Origin of the sequence: Shewanella sp. DW31, from assembly GCF_015767295.1 — a bacterium.
In the GTDB taxonomy this organism is placed as follows: Bacteria; Pseudomonadota; Gammaproteobacteria; order Enterobacterales; family Shewanellaceae; genus Shewanella; species Shewanella oncorhynchi.
In genome coordinates this window covers 1-12,984 of sequence record NZ_JADWMP020000031.1, presented here as the reverse complement: position 1 = coordinate 12,984, position 12,984 = coordinate 1, and the positions used below count along the sequence as shown (strand labels likewise).

Below are 12,984 nucleotides of genomic sequence, written 5' to 3'. Positions count from 1 at the left end.
GCTTATGCCTGATCCAACTCGATATTAATACCGAGTGAACGGATCTCCTTCAGTAACACGTTGAAGGACTCTGGCATGCCAGGTTGCATCTGATGGTTACCGTCGACGATGTTCTTATACATCTGAGTACGACCGTTCACGTCATCCGATTTAACAGTGAGCATTTCTTGAAGCGTATAAGCGGCACCGTATGCTTCTAGTGCCCACACTTCCATCTCACCGAAACGCTGACCACCGAACTGAGCTTTACCGCCCAGTGGTTGTTGAGTCACTAAGCTGTACGAACCGGTTGAACGGGCGTGCATCTTGTCATCAACTAAGTGGTTCAGTTTGAGCATGTACATGTAACCTACCGTTACTTGACGCTCAAATTCGTTACCGGTACGACCATCAAACAACTTCAACTGACCAGAGGTTGGCAAACCTGCAAGTTCAAGCATCTGCTTGATCTCTTTCTCTTTAGCACCGTCGAATGCAGGAGTTGCAATCGGGATACCGCCTTTCAGGTTAGTCGCAAGACGTAATACTTCATCATCAGTGAATGAATCGATATCGACGCGCTGCTGCACTTCGTCACCTAATTCATACACTTGCTTGATGTAACCACGAACTTCAGCCAGCTCACGCTGTTCTTCAAGCATCGCAGTGATCTTGTTACCAATGCCTTTGGCAGCGGCGCCCATATGGACTTCAAGTACCTGACCAATGTTCATACGTGATGGAACACCTAGCGGGTTCAATACGATGTCTACTGGGTTACCTTGTTCGTCATATGGCATGTCTTCGATTGGGCAAATCTTAGAGATAACACCCTTGTTACCATGACGACCCGCCATCTTGTCACCAGGTTGGATAGTACGCTTAACCGCTAAGTAAACCTTAACGATCTTGAGTACGCCTGGCGCCAAGTCATCACCTTGGGTGATCTTGCGACGTTTGATTTCAAACTTCTTATCGAAGTCAGCTTTCAGCTCTTCATGCTGTTCAGCTAATTGCTCAAGTTCAGTTTGTTTTGCTTCATCGTCAATGACTTGAACCAATACATCTTTACGTGGCAACGCAGCAATTTGCGCTTCAGTGAAACCAGCACCGATTAACAGGTTACGCGCACGGCTCAATACACCTTCTTCAAGGATCTTGAACTCTTCGCCTAAGTCTTTACGAGCTTGGGCAATGTGCATCTCTTCGATTTCAACTGCACGCTTGTCTTTTTCAACGCCGTCACGGGTAAATACCTGAACGTCGATGATAGTGCCCTTAACAGAGTTAGGAACACGCAGTGAACTGTCTTTAACGTCAGACGCTTTCTCACCGAAGATAGCACGGAGTAACTTCTCTTCTGGCGTTAGCTGTGTTTCGCCTTTTGGCGTCACTTTACCAACCAGAATATCGCCGCCCTTCACTTCTGCACCAATGTAAACGATACCTGACTCATCGAGTTTCGACAGAGCAGATTCACCTACGTTTGGAATATCAGCCGTGATTTCTTCGCTACCCAGTTTGGTATCACGAGCAATACAAGACAGCTCCTGAATGTGGATAGTGGTGAAACGGTCTTCTTGCGCTACACGCTCAGAAATTAAGATCGAGTCTTCGAAGTTGTAACCGTTCCAAGGCATGAATGCGATACGCATGTTCTGGCCAAGGGCTAAGTCACCTAAGTCAGTAGACGGACCGTCTGCTAACACGTCACCACGAACGACTGGCTCACCAACAGCACAACAAGGGCGTTGGTTGATACAAGTGTTTTGGTTAGAACGGGTGTATTTAGTCAGGTTATAAATGTCGATACCGGCTTCGCCTGGGCGCAGCTCATCTTCATTTACTTTAACAACGATACGGCTCGCATCAACGTAGTCTACAAAACCACCACGTTTAGCAACAACCACAACACCAGAGTCAACAGCCAAAGTACGTTCAATACCAGTACCTACTAGCGGCTTTTCAGAGCGCAGTGTGGGTACGGCTTGACGTTGCATGTTCGCACCCATCAAGGCACGGTTAGCATCGTCGTGTTCTAAGAACGGGATCAGCGATGCAGCAACAGAAATAATCTGTTGTGGCGAAACGTCCATATACTGGATGTCAGCAGCGCGCATAAAGGTAGATTCACCTTTATGACGACAAGCAATTTGCTCTTCTGCCATACGACCGCTAGCGTCAACTTCGATGTTCGCCTGTGCAATCACATAACGACCTTCTTCGATTGCTGACAAGTATTCCACTTCGTCAGTAATCACGCCGTCGATAACCTTGCGGTATGGCGTTTCTAGGAAGCCGTAAGAGTTAGTACGGGCAAAACTTGCTAATGAGTTGATTAGACCAATGTTTGGACCTTCAGGGGTCTCAATTGGACATAAACGACCATAATGCGTTGGATGTACGTCGCGGACTTCGAAGCCTGCACGTTCACGAGTCAAACCACCAGGGCCAAGTGCAGAAATACGACGCTTATGCGTTACTTCTGACAGCGGGTTGTTTTGGTCCATGAATTGTGACAGCTGAGAAGAACCGAAGAACTCTTTCACTGCAGCAGAAATTGGCTTAGCGTTGATCAAGTCTTGTGGCATCAGCTCGTTCAGATCGCCTAAAGACAGACGTTCACGCACGGCGCGCTCAACACGGACTAAACCAACACGGAATTGGTTTTCAGCCATTTCACCGACGCTACGAATACGACGGTTACCTAAGTGATCGATGTCATCGACTTCGTCGAAACCGTTACGGATATGAATGATGTTCTTCATTACCGCGACGATGTCTTCTTTAGACAATACACCGCTACCTTCGTCATCAGGAATGCTGAGACGACGGTTGAACTTCATACGACCTACTTTAGACAGGTCATAACGCTCTTCACTGAAGAACAAGTTCTGGAATAGTGCTTCGGCAGCATCTTTGGTTGGTGGCTCGCCAGGACGCATCATACGATAGATCTCAACCAGCGCTTCTAAGCGGTTAGTGGTTGAATCGATACGCAGCGTATCTGAAATATAAGCACCATGATCTAACTCGTTGATATACAACGTGCTGATATCTTTAATACCGGCCAATGATAGTTTAGCCAGATCTTCTAAGCTAATTTCACTGTTGGCAGAGACTAAAACTTCACCCGTGTCCGGATCGATATAATCTTGAGCAGCATATTTGCCCACGATATATTCAACTGGCACTTCAAGCTCAGTGGTATTAGTCTTTTCTAACTGACGAATGTGACGCGCAGTAATACGACGTCCCGCTTCAACCAGTACAGAACCTTCAGCATCCTTGATGTCATAGCTGGCAGTTTCGCCACGCAGACGTTCAGGCACCAAAGACATGACCAGAGTATCTTTCTTGATCTTGAACTCAACGCGTTCGAAGAACAGATCGAGGATCTCTTGAGTAGAATATTCTAATGCACGTAACATGATGGTCGCAGGCAGTTTGCGGCGACGATCAATACGCACAAATAGTGCATCTTTAGGATCGAATTCAAAGTCAAGCCATGAACCACGGTAAGGAATAATACGTGCGTTATACAGCACCTTACCTGATGAGTGGGTTTTACCACGGTCATGATCAAAGAACACGCCTGGAGAACGGTGTAATTGAGATACGATTACACGCTCAGTACCGTTGATAACAAAAGTACCGTTATCCGTCATCAATGGGATATCACCCATGTAGACTTCTTGTTCTTTAATATCTTTTACTGTGCCCGCCGCTGCTTCACGGTCATACAACACCATGCGTAATTTAACGCGTAGTGGAGCTGAATACGTAACACCACGGATCTGACACTCTTTCACATCAAAAACAGGCTCGCCAAGCTTATAGCTGACGTATTGCAGTTCTGAGTTACCAGAAAAGCTCTTGATGGGAAAAACGCTACGGAAGGCGGCTTCTAAACCGCGCTCACCGGTAGGATCTTGATCGGTGAACTTCTTAAAAGAGTCTAGCTGGATAGACAATAAATAAGGGATATCCAAAACTTTTGGACGCTTACCAAAGTCTTTGCGAATACGCTTCTTTTCAGAATAGGAGTAAACCATGGGTTTCCTCTGCTTACGAGATGTGACCAAGACTGAATAAATAACTTAAGTTATTAAAATTCAGCACGTTTGCCCATCACCGTTGATGGCAAGAACCTAACCAGTAATCTCTGCTAGGGACTGCAAAATTTGGCGACAAACGGTGAAAAAAATCGCCAGCGCATATAGCGCAAAAAAGGCCGACGGTTAAAAAACCGCCAGCCTCCACCCAAGTGGCTTGGGTGAGCAAGCTAAATAATAGCTTACTTAATTTCTACAGAAGCACCAGCTTCAGTAAGTTCTTTCTTCAGAGCTTCAGCTTCTTCTTTAGAAACGCCTTCTTTAACTGCTACTGGAGCAGCTTCAGACATAGCTTTAGCTTCTTTCAGGCCTAAACCAGTTGCGCCACGGATGGCTTTAATAACTGCAACTTTGTTGTCGCCGTGAGCAGTCAGAACTACGTTGAATTCTGTTTGTTCTTCAACAACAACTGCTTCTGCACCGCCAGAAACAACAGCAGCAGCGGCAGAAACGCCGAACTTCTCTTCCATAGCTTCGATCAGTTCAACAACTTCCATTACAGACATAGCTGCAAAGGCTTCTAAGATTTGGTCTTTAGTGATAGACATAACAAATGTTTCCTATTGTTCTGAATTCAATTTTATTAAGCAGCCAGCTTGAAATTAAGCGGCTTCTTGTTTTTGATCGCGCAGGGCGGCCAGTGTACGAACGAACTTGCCAGCAGATGCTTCTTTCATAGTCATCATTAACTGAGCTAGTGCTTCTTCGTATGTTGGCAGTTTCGCCAAACGATCAATTTCAGCTGCAGGGATGAAACTCCCTTCAAAGGCTGCGCCTTTAACTTCGAAGTTAGCTTGTTCTTTAGCAAAGTCTTTTAACAGACGTGCTGCAGCACCTGGGTGCTCTAAAGAAAAAGCAATCAAAGTTGGGCCAGTGAACGTTTCTGCTAGGCACTCAAAAGCAGTACCTTCAACAGCACGACGAGCTAGCGTGTTACGTACTACACGTACATATACACCAGCTTCGCGAGCTTTTTTACGCAGACCGGTCATAGCACCTACAGTCACACCGCGAGAATCAGCGGCAACTGCAGATAGCGCACCTTTGGCAGCTTCGTTGACTTCAGCAACAATCGCTTTTTTGTCTTCGAGTCTTAATGCCATTGGCTTTACTCCTGGATTCTACCTAGGGTATTCCCTAGTATTTACCATACTAAATACTTATGTATTTAGTGACTTACGGTGCAGATTATCCAGTAAAAAATTTTAGCTGGGGCCTGACACCGTCTACGCAGGAAATTAAGTTATTTTTACAAAAAACACCTGCGGTCTTGGACGGAAACCTGAGTTAAACTGCGCCTAAACGAGAGATAAAACAGGCTTCAACCCACAAAGTGCGCGCATTATAGACTAATGCACCCGCTTTGTAAAATTATAGAGTTGTTTCAAGCGTAGCTTGATCAACTGCAACACCTGCACCCATAGTGGTAGAGATGCTGATCTTTTTCACGAAAATGCCTTTAGCAACTGCAGGCTTAGCCTTTTTCAGTGCTGACACTAACGCTTCCAAGTTTTCTTTCAATTGAACTGGTGTGAAATCCACTTTACCGATAGTAGTGTGGATAATACCGTTCTTGTCGTTACGGTAACGAACTTGACCCGCTTTGGCGTTCTTAACAGCTTCAGCAACGTTTGGCGTTACTGTACCAGTTTTAGGGTTAGGCATTAAACCACGTGGGCCTAAGATTTGACCTAACATACCAACAACGCGCATTGCATCTGGAGATGCGATAACTACGTCAAAGTTCATTTCACCGGCTTTGATTTTCTCAGCCAGATCATCCATACCAACTAGCTCAGCGCCAGCAGCTTTAGCAGCTTCAGCATTTGCACCTTGTGTAAATACTGCAACGCGAACGTCACGACCAGTACCATGTGGCAACACTGTTGCACCACGAACGTTTTGGTCAGATTTACGTGGGTCAATACCCAGGTTAACTGCTACGTCTACACTTTCAACGAATTTTGCAGTTGCTAATTCTTTTAACAGAGCAACAGCTTCGTTGATATCGTAGCTTTTAGTACCGTCAACTTTCTCGCGAATTACGCGCATGCGTTTAGTTAGCTTTGCCATTATATTAATCCTCTACAACCAAACCCATTGAACGCGCAGTACCTTCGATTGAGCGAGTCATCGCTTCAATGTCAGCACCAGTCATATCGGCAGCTTTAAGTTCAGCAATTTCTTGAACTTTAGCGCGAGCGATAGTACCCACTTTCTGAGTGTTTGGACGTGGAGAACCTGATTTCAGGCCTGCAGCAGTCTTCAGTAAGTAAGACGCTGGAGAAGTCTTGGTTTCAAAAGTGAATGAACGGTCACTGTATACAGTGATCACGACTGGAATAGGCATGCCTTTTTCCATTTTTTCTGTACGGGCGTTAAACGCTTTACAGAATTCCATGATGTTCACACCTTTTTGACCCAAAGCTGGACCAACTGGTGGTGACGGGTTCGCAGAACCTGATTTTACTTGTAGCTTAATATAAGCATCAATCTTCTTTGCCATCTGACATTTCCTCAGTTTGGGTTCAAACGCGCATCAGCGACATGCTGACATGCTCCCCCGAAAACAACGGGTGCGAATTATATAGAAATTCGCCCCCGTTGCCAAACGGATTTTGTAGTTTATTTAATCAGCCTTTTTCAACTTGACTAAAATCAAGTTCAACAGGCGTAGAACGACCAAAGATCATCACTGATACTTTCACGCGGCTCTTGTCATAATCCACTTCTTCAACGGTGCCGTTAAAGTCAGCAAATGGACCATCACACACACGTACCACTTCACCAGGCTCAAATATGGTTCTATGAGTCGGTGACGCTGTCGTTTCTTGTAAGCGACGCAGAATTGCATCAGCTTCTTTATCTGAAATTGGGGCAGGACGATCAGACGTTCCGCCAATAAAGCCTAAAACACGCGGGATGCTTTTGACTAAATGCCAGCTGTCATCGTTCATTTCCATCTGGACTAACACATAGCCAGGGAAAAACTTACGTTCGCTCTTGCGACGCTGACCTGCACGCATTTCGATGACTTCTTCAGTCGGAACCAATACTTCACCGAAGTATGCTTCCATGCCATGCATTTTAATATATTCAATCAGTGACTTACAAACTCGGCCTTCATAGCCTGAGAATGCCTGCACTACATACCATCTTTTTTTAGCTTCTTTAGCTTCAGTCATTCGAGGTGCCTATACGCCAGTGATAAAATTGACAATTCGCATTAACACAGCATCCATACCCCAAAGGATAAGAGCTAAGATACCTGTTGCTGCAAGGACAATAAAAGTGGTGTTTAGCGCTTCTTGACGCGTCGGCCATACAACCTTGCGCACTTCGATATGCGCTTCACGGGCAAAAGCTAACGCTTTTTTACCTTTTACAGTCTGAAGCGCAATAAAACCAGCAATAGCGAATGCAACGATAACACTAAGCGCACGTATGACGGCACTGGCTTCGCTATACATTTGATTGCCAATAACAGCAGCGGCTAGCAATACAATCACTAAACCCCACTTCACGATATCCAGAGAATTGTTCTGGTTTTCAGTATTTGTTGTCATCGGTTTTTCCGTTACTCAATACGGCCTGAGCTTAGAGCACATTAATTGACGGGCATAATCCCACATCACTCTGCATTTCCGAACACCCTTAGAAACGCAAAATAGCATAAGCTCAGGGTCAAAAATCGGCCATAGATTGTATTCTTATTCGACTTTGTAAGCAAGGATGCGAATCCCATGCAAACCACAAAACCTATGAAATAATCCACTTAAACAAAAAAGGAAGCCGAAGCTTCCTTTTCAAATTAATTTCTATCGCAATTAAGCGATGATTTTAGCTACTACACCAGCACCAACTGTACGACCACCTTCACGGATTGCGAAGCGTAAACCTTCGTCCATCGCGATTGGGCAAATCAGAGTCACTACCATTTTGATGTTGTCGCCAGGCATTACCATCTCTACGCCTTCTGGCAGTTCGATAGTACCGGTTACGTCAGTTGTACGGAAGTAGAACTGTGGACGGTAGCCTTTGAAGAATGGAGTGTGACGTCCGCCTTCTTCTTTTGACAGAACATAAACTTCTGATTCAAAAGTCGTGTGTGGGTTGATTGAACCTGGTTTAGCCAATACTTGACCACGTTCTACGTCATCACGCTTAGTACCACGTAATAACACACCACAGTTCTCGCCTGCACGACCTTCGTCAAGCAGTTTACGGAACATTTCTACACCAGTACACGTTGTTTTAGTCGTTGTGCGAACACCAACGATTTCAACTTCGTCACCCACTTTAACAATACCACGCTCAACACGACCAGTGACTACTGTACCACGGCCTGAAATTGAGAATACGTCTTCGATTGGCAGTAGGAACGGCTTATCGATATCACGTTGTGGTTCTGGAATGTAAGAATCCAGTGCTGCGGCTAATTCAAGGATCTTAGCTTCCCACTCTGGTTGACCTTCTAGGGCCTTCAGAGCTGAACCTTGGATTACTGGTAAATCATCACCTGGGAAATCGTATTCTGACAGAAGTTCACGCACTTCCATTTCAACCAATTCCAGTAACTCTTCGTCATCTACCATGTCACATTTGTTCATGAATACGATGATGAAAGGTACGCCAACTTGACGAGAAAGCAGGATGTGCTCACGAGTCTGTGGCATTGGACCGTCTGTAGAGGCAACTACTAGAATCGCGCCGTCCATCTGTGCAGCACCAGTGATCATGTTTTTAACATAGTCAGCGTGGCCTGGGCAGTCTACGTGTGCGTAGTGACGTGAAGGCGTGTCATATTCGATGTGAGAGGTATTGATCGTAATACCGCGCTCACGCTCTTCTGGAGCGTTATCGATTTGAGAGAAGTCTTTAGCTTCGCCACCGTAGGTCTTAGCCAGTACGTGAGAGATAGCTGCAGTCAGTGTGGTTTTACCATGGTCAACGTGACCAATGGTGCCCACGTTTACATGGGGCTTAATACGTTCAAATTTAGCTTTAGCCATGGTAATGCCTCAGTCCAAGATTCTTGGTGATGAAAACTAACATATAGAAAAAATCCGATGCATTAAAATGACATCGAACCGATTATGTTTAGGCGTAGGAGCTAAATTTAGAGAGGCTGGTGCTGATAGGCAGATTCGAACTGCCGACCTCACCCTTACCAAGGGTGTGCTCTACCAACTGAGCCATATCAGCAACTAATTTGGAGCGGACAGCGGGAATCGAACCCGCGTTATCAGCTTGGAAGGCTGGAGTAATACCATTATACGATGTCCGCGCAACCTAACTAAGGCTACCTAACTACCTAGAAAAAAGTGGTGGAGGGAGAAGGATTCGAACCTTCGAAGGCTGAGCCGTCAGATTTACAGTCTGATCCCTTTGGCCACTCGGGAACCCCTCCACAGAAAATGGTGCCGGCACCAAGAGTCGAACTCGGGACCTACTGATTACAAGTCAGTTGCTCTACCAACTGAGCTATGCCGGCATTATCATTTCGGAACGGGATATTAGGTAAATGCGCTCCCAAGTGCAAGTAAAAAACGCCTATTTACGTAAAAAAAGCGCTTGAACGGTGTTTTTTTACACGTTATCCAACTTTGACGGCCAATTAAACAGCGAATACATCAAACGGTAACGGAAACACGACTGCAATCACCCATTTAGTATTGTTCCAAATAATCTCATAGTGTACTGTGCCTTTCCTAAGCTGAGGAAAGCCAATGACTTCTAAAAATTCAATTCAAAAAGCACTCTATCTCGCCTTCGAGCGCCTGCAATGGTCTGAGTTACGAGATTCAGTGCCGTTGACACTGAGTGAGCAAGACTTGGAGAACCTTAGAGGCATAAATGAAAAGATTTCCTTATCGGAAGTGACCGATATTTATCTTCCCCTTAGCCGGCTACTGAATTTGATCGTTAAAGCTAAGCAACAACGAGGCTTAGTGGTTGATGAATTCCTCGGTCAAAAACCATCAAAAAGTCCTTACATCATTAGTATTGCTGGTAGTGTCGCCGTCGGGAAAAGCACCACAGCACGTATTTTGCAAGCTTTACTACGACACTGGCCTGAACACCCAAAAGTTGATTTGGTGACAACAGATGGTTTTTTGTATCCTCTGGCGGACTTAAAACGTAAAGGACTATTACAGCGTAAGGGATTTCCAGAAAGTTACGATATGAAAATGCTGGTTGAGTTTATCTCCGCCGTGAAATCCGGTCAGCCACATGTCAAAGCCCCTATCTATTCACACGTCACCTATGACCGCGTTAAGAATCAGCACCAAACGGTTTCTCAACCAGACATCTTAATTTTAGAAGGCTTAAATGTACTACAAACAGGACTCGACTCCCCCGTTGATACTCGTCGTCCTTTCGTCTCCGATTTTGTCGACTTTTCTATTTATGTCGATGCGGAAGAACCTTTGCTAAAACAATGGTATAAAGAACGATTCCTACAGTTTCGTTCTGGCGCATTCAGTGACAAAAAATCTTATTTTCATCACTATTCGACGCTAACGGATGATGAGGCCAATACGATTGCCGCCAATATTTGGGACACAATCAATGGCCCAAACCTACAACTTAACATTCAACCGACCCGTGAGAGGGCCCATTTGATCCTGCAGAAAGGTCAGGATCATTTGATGTCCCACGTGCTGATGCGCAAATAGTATTATGTAAAATTGACTCTTGGGTACTTAGCGTGCCCTTAAGCTAATTTCACCGCCGATAAATGCTTGAACACCGTCGGCGGTTTCGAGCAATACCGCACCTTGCCCATCAACGCCTCGACAAATTCCTTCGACAGACTTTTCCCCCATAAGCAAACGTATTTCACGGCCATAAAATAAGTCTGCGGCTTGCCAACGAGTCTTGAATGCAGCTAATCCTTCACGCTCAAATAGCTGAATATCACGCTTAAGCTGCTTCTGTAATGCAATAACAAGCGCCGTCTTGTCAGGCATATCGACCAACTCTGACAAATCACTCCAAGGCTGATCGATACCTTTACCTTGCTCCTCGGACATAGCCATATTCACACCAACACCTATGATAAGCTGGCACTGGCTATCAGCCTGACCCGACATCTCAATCAAGATCCCGGCAAGCTTCTTGTTATCCAAATAGATGTCATTGGGCCACTTAACACCAATATTCTCGACGCCAAAAGATTTAAGCACTTCAACCAATGTACAGGCCACCACTAAACTTAATCCCATTGCCTGCGCCATTCCCTGCGGGAAAGTCCAAAACAGCGAGAAATATAAGTGATGCCCATAGGGCGACATCCAAGTTCGGCCTCGACGACCACGACCTGCGGATTGATACTCTGCCACACACACATCACCATTCTTCAATTCAGTAGTATGGTCCAGCATAAAACCATTGGTGCTTGCTATCTCATCAAAGTAAAAGCAACGGTTATCAATTGATTGCACTAAAAGTGAAGCATCAATCAAAGAAATAGGATTCGCTAACTTATAACCGCGACCTTTGACGCTATAAATTGCCACACCATAGGTTTCTAGCGCATCGATATGCTTATTCACTGCGGCGCGCGAAATCCCAAGTTCAGTGGCTAACTGCTCGCCAGAAACAAATTGTCCGCTAGATAATAAAGCTAATATCTGGCGTTTTCTTCCCCAATGATCAGACATGCAAATCTCCTTCGCCATTGGCACCAATGATTCTAGGCTCGGCTTCTAGAACGACACCAAATTTATCCCGAACTTGCGCAATAACATGCAGTGCTAGGCGGCAAATATCATGCCCCGTTGCTCCGCCTCGATTCACTAACACTAAGGCTTGCTTGTCATGCACTGCCACATTGCCGAGCACAAAACCTTTCAGTCCCGCTTGTTCAATCAACCAGCCTGCAGCCAATTTCACTGTTGCATCCGCTTGTGCGTAGCCCACTATCGTCGGAAAACGCTGTGCTAAATCTAGATAACAGGCCGCGCTTACAATGGGGTTTTTAAAGAAACTGCCTGCATTGCCGAGCACAGCGGGATCAGGAAGCTTTTCACTTCGAACTTGGCTTACACGCTCAAAAATCTCATGCGCTGTAACGGTTGCAGGATCAAACGATTGCAATGGACCATAGACCAAACGCGGTTGCCAACGTTTAGCTAAGCGCAGTCCAACAGCTGTGACTACAGCGAGATTGCGCAATTTGTCTTTGAAAATAGACTCACGGTAAGCAAATTGACACTCAGTTGTACTGATGCGCACAAACTCACCTGAGGGTAAATCAAGATACTCAACCCAATCACACACATCACATAGTTCAACACCATAAGCGCCAATATTCTGAATAGGTGCTGCACCAACCGTCCCAGGAATTAACGCCATATTCTCCAGCCCAAACATGCCATGCTCAAGCGTAAACTGAATTAACTCGTGCCAATTCTCACCCGCCTCAACTTCGAGATAAAACGCTTCTGTGTCTTCAGATACTTTTATCCCTTTCGATAAAATCCTGACAACTGTGCCGTTAAAGTCCTCCGTAAAGACCAGATTGCTACCACCACCAAGCACCAACATAGGCAATTGTTGTTGCCATAGTGACAGACATATCGCCTTAACAGCTTCTTTTGAGTGCGCCTCAACAAGATCCGCGCAAGACTGGGCCAAACCAAAGGAATTAAATGATTGAAGGCTATGAGATAGAGACATTTGTTTGTTCAATGACGACAAAAACGTATTGTAACTGCTAAAAGCGAGGATTGCAGCTCATGCTAGAGAAGATGGCTGGATGAAGAACAGAGAGAAAAGCAGGAAAATCACTCCAATTAACAAATTATAGACGCAAAAAAGCCAGCTTATTCAGCTGGCTTGGTTACATCTCAATGAGATAATTAGGCGCTTGGCGATGACCTAC

11 protein-coding genes and 4 tRNA genes are annotated in these 12,984 nt (G+C 45.3%); 1 reads left to right on the top strand and 14 read right to left on the bottom strand.

The features are described from left to right. Window positions 1-2: 2 nt before the first annotated feature. The 12 genes from rpoB to GWI56_RS19800 form a co-directional block, all read right to left on the bottom strand. On the bottom strand, window positions 3-4,034 hold the full coding sequence (gene rpoB, locus GWI56_RS19855) for a DNA-directed RNA polymerase subunit beta (protein WP_105251032.1): 4,032 nt from the start codon (window positions 4,032-4,034) through the stop codon (window positions 3-5). A gap of 242 nt (window positions 4,035-4,276) precedes the next feature. Beyond that, the gene (gene rplL, locus GWI56_RS19850; protein ID WP_105251031.1) at window positions 4,277-4,642 is read right to left on the bottom strand and encodes a 50S ribosomal protein L7/L12; all 366 of its coding nucleotides are present in this window, start codon (window positions 4,640-4,642) and stop codon (window positions 4,277-4,279) included. Window positions 4,643-4,696: 54 nt separating this feature from the next. Beyond that, on the bottom strand, window positions 4,697-5,197 hold the full coding sequence (rplJ, locus tag GWI56_RS19845; protein ID WP_198573866.1) for a 50S ribosomal protein L10: 501 nt from the start codon (window positions 5,195-5,197) through the stop codon (window positions 4,697-4,699). Between the two features lie 268 nt (window positions 5,198-5,465). Then, entirely contained in the window at window positions 5,466-6,167 is a 702-nt protein-coding gene (gene rplA, locus GWI56_RS19840) for a 50S ribosomal protein L1 (RefSeq protein WP_105251030.1), read from the bottom strand. A 4-nt stretch (window positions 6,168-6,171) separates the two neighbouring features. Then, window positions 6,172-6,600 (bottom strand): 50S ribosomal protein L11, encoded by a 429-nt coding sequence (gene rplK, locus GWI56_RS19835; protein ID WP_006083611.1) that lies wholly within the window; start codon window positions 6,598-6,600, stop codon window positions 6,172-6,174. Window positions 6,601-6,727: 127 nt separating this feature from the next. Next, a complete protein-coding gene (nusG, locus tag GWI56_RS19830) occupies window positions 6,728-7,279 on the bottom strand; it encodes a transcription termination/antitermination protein NusG (protein ID WP_105251029.1) in 552 nt (183 codons plus the stop codon). 9 nt (window positions 7,280-7,288) lie between these two features. Beyond that, window positions 7,289-7,660: a preprotein translocase subunit SecE gene (secE, locus tag GWI56_RS19825; protein WP_006083613.1), complete on the bottom strand. Its 372-nt coding sequence runs from the start codon at window positions 7,658-7,660 to the stop codon at window positions 7,289-7,291. A gap of 261 nt (window positions 7,661-7,921) precedes the next feature. Further along, complete coding sequence (gene tuf / locus GWI56_RS19820) at window positions 7,922-9,106, bottom strand: elongation factor Tu (RefSeq protein ID WP_105251028.1); 1,185 nt, start codon at window positions 9,104-9,106, stop codon at window positions 7,922-7,924. Between the two features lie 117 nt (window positions 9,107-9,223). Continuing rightward, window positions 9,224-9,299, bottom strand: a tRNA-Thr gene (locus GWI56_RS19815). A gap of 8 nt (window positions 9,300-9,307) precedes the next feature. Continuing rightward, window positions 9,308-9,381: transfer RNA gene (locus GWI56_RS19810), tRNA-Gly, on the bottom strand. Between the two features lie 38 nt (window positions 9,382-9,419). Continuing rightward, a tRNA-Tyr gene (locus tag GWI56_RS19805) sits at window positions 9,420-9,504 on the bottom strand. Window positions 9,505-9,512: 8 nt separating this feature from the next. Continuing rightward, window positions 9,513-9,588 (bottom strand) — tRNA-Thr (locus GWI56_RS19800). Window positions 9,589-9,823: 235 nt separating this feature from the next. Between GWI56_RS19800 and coaA the strand changes: the two genes are divergently transcribed. Further along, window positions 9,824-10,774, top strand: coding sequence for a type I pantothenate kinase (gene coaA, locus GWI56_RS19795; RefSeq protein WP_105251027.1), 951 nt, complete (start codon window positions 9,824-9,826; stop codon window positions 10,772-10,774). Window positions 10,775-10,801: 27 nt separating this feature from the next. Here the strand turns inward: coaA and birA are convergent, their stop codons facing one another. Beyond that, entirely contained in the window at window positions 10,802-11,761 is a 960-nt protein-coding gene (gene birA / locus GWI56_RS19790; protein WP_198573865.1) for a bifunctional biotin--[acetyl-CoA-carboxylase] ligase/biotin operon repressor BirA, read from the bottom strand. Beyond that, window positions 11,754-12,779: a UDP-N-acetylmuramate dehydrogenase gene (gene murB / locus GWI56_RS19785; RefSeq protein WP_198573864.1), complete on the bottom strand. Its 1,026-nt coding sequence runs from the start codon at window positions 12,777-12,779 to the stop codon at window positions 11,754-11,756. Before murB ends, birA begins: the two co-directional genes overlap by 8 nt. Window positions 12,780-12,984 lie beyond the last annotated feature (205 nt).